Below are 1,736 nucleotides of genomic sequence, written 5' to 3' on the forward strand. Positions count from 1 at the left end.
CGAGGCTCAGGGCGTCCTGGGCCCGCTCGTAGGGCTGGTAGGCCACGGTCTTGGCCGGTGCGGGCTGGCCCTCGGTGACGACGACCGCGCCCAGCTCGACGCCGGGGGTCAGCTGGCCGTAGAAGCGGACGCTGCCGTCGGTGTCGACGACGTCGACCGGGTCGGGCTCCAGCAGGGTGATGCCGGCGGCGGTGTGCGCGGTGTGCGTCGGCCCGGCCGGTAGGTCTGGGTCGGCGCGGACGGTCCAGGCGACACTGACCGGGGTGTCGGCCGGCAGCGCCGCCATCAGCGCGGCCAGCTCTCCCGCCGTGGCGAACTCGCGCGGCATCCGGGCCAACACGTCGGTCACCGCCCTGGCCGCCGCCTGCTGCTGGTCGGCGAGGGCCTGCCTGTCGATGGCCATATGTGGTGTCCTCCTGTGTGGTCGGAGATGATCGACGGGCGCGGGTCGGGGCCAGTTCGGATGGTCCCGACCCGCGCGTGGAGCAACCCGGCGAGGTGTCCGCTCAGGCACCGGTTCGCAGGTTGAACATGGTGCCGGCCTCGCCTGCGGTGTCCAGGGTGGTCCGCAGCGTGTTGACGGTCGAGGCGACGGCAAGCAGCTTCGTCGCGGCCTGGGTGACGTAGTGGGCGGCGCTACCGGGCGGCGCGTCGCCGTCGTCTTCCGCGTAGGAATACAGCCGAGGGCTGTCGGCGAACTGCTCGGTGCGGGCGCCCAGCGCTTGGAACAGCTCGGCGAGGTTGGGCATCGCGTCGCGCAGGATGAGACAGACGTCGCTGACCACGTTCGGCGCCGGCAGCGCCTTGGACACGTCCTGCGGGTGGTCGGTCACGGTGGCCAGGTAGCGGGCCAACTCGCGGATCTGGGCCACGGCGGCCAGGGTGTGCTCCCGGCTGGGCTGGTCGTGCGGGTGCAGGTGCGCGATGAGGTCGGCGGCGGGCATGGTCTTGACGTTGGCCATGGTGCTCCTTCGTGAGAGGTGGGGGCGGGCGGACGTCACGGCGTCGCCTCGCCGGCGGCGGCCTGGTCGACGCGCTCGCCGATTGTCGTGGTCATCGGGTCCTCCGCTCAGATGCCGAGGCGGTCGTAGATGCGCACCGCCATGAGCCGGGCGAGTCGGCCCCACGGGTCGCTGGTGAACTCGCCGGGGTTGGTGATCGTGTTCAGCTCGTCGAGCAGTTCGGCGACGACGAGCAGCTCGGCCTCGCTGAGCACCGGCACGCCGTCGTCGGTGTGGTGCTGGTGGAACTTCTCCTCCAGGTCGGCGATGCGTTCCTCGCGGCTGGCGGCCCGGCCGACATCGAAGGGGTTGGCGTCGGCTTCGTTGGCCATGGATCTTCTCCTTGTGCGTGGTTGTTGACGGTGGTCAACCCGGGTGACGCTACGGTCCGGGTCCGACGTCGTGCCTGGATAAGACAGCTCTGGCGGCATCGACAGGTGGCCACGGGTCCGGGGGGTGATTCTGCGGAATGCGTCGATCAGAACGGCGGGTTGTCGGCGGGCTCCACGGGCGGCGGCGCGGCCAGCCGCAGCAGGGCCTCGCCGAGGGTGTCGCCGACACCGACCGCGATGACGTTGTCGCGGTTGTCGTAGGCGTTGGCGGCGTAGAACCAGTCCTCCGGCTCGTCCAGGACGGCGCCGTCGGGGTCCAGGCGGCCGGGCTGACCGGGCTCGAAGACGAGCTCGATGCGGTAGCCGTCGCGCAGCAGCGTTTCGGCGGGCAACCGGTCGGCGG

The 1,736-nt window shown here is 71.5% G+C and carries 3 protein-coding genes and 1 pseudogene; all 4 read right to left on the bottom strand.

The features are described 5' to 3' along the window. Positions 1 to 403: hypothetical protein (locus AB0E94_RS52830; RefSeq protein WP_360344533.1), on the bottom strand; the 403-nt coding region annotated here is incomplete at its 3' end. A 103-nt stretch (positions 404 to 506) separates the two neighbouring features. Next, a complete protein-coding gene (locus AB0E94_RS52835) occupies positions 507 to 962 on the bottom strand; it encodes a hypothetical protein (RefSeq protein ID WP_360344536.1) in 456 nt (151 codons plus the stop codon). A 107-nt stretch (positions 963 to 1,069) separates the two neighbouring features. Continuing rightward, a complete protein-coding gene (locus AB0E94_RS52840; RefSeq protein ID WP_357096004.1) occupies positions 1,070 to 1,333 on the bottom strand; it encodes a hypothetical protein in 264 nt (87 codons plus the stop codon). Positions 1,334 to 1,479: 146 nt separating this feature from the next. Continuing rightward, a pseudogene (locus tag AB0E94_RS52845) lies at positions 1,480 to 1,736 on the bottom strand (hypothetical protein); the annotation flags it as partial.

This window comes from Actinoplanes sp. NPDC026670, assembly GCF_040638175.1.
GTDB lineage: Bacteria > Actinomycetota > Actinomycetes > Mycobacteriales > Micromonosporaceae > Actinoplanes.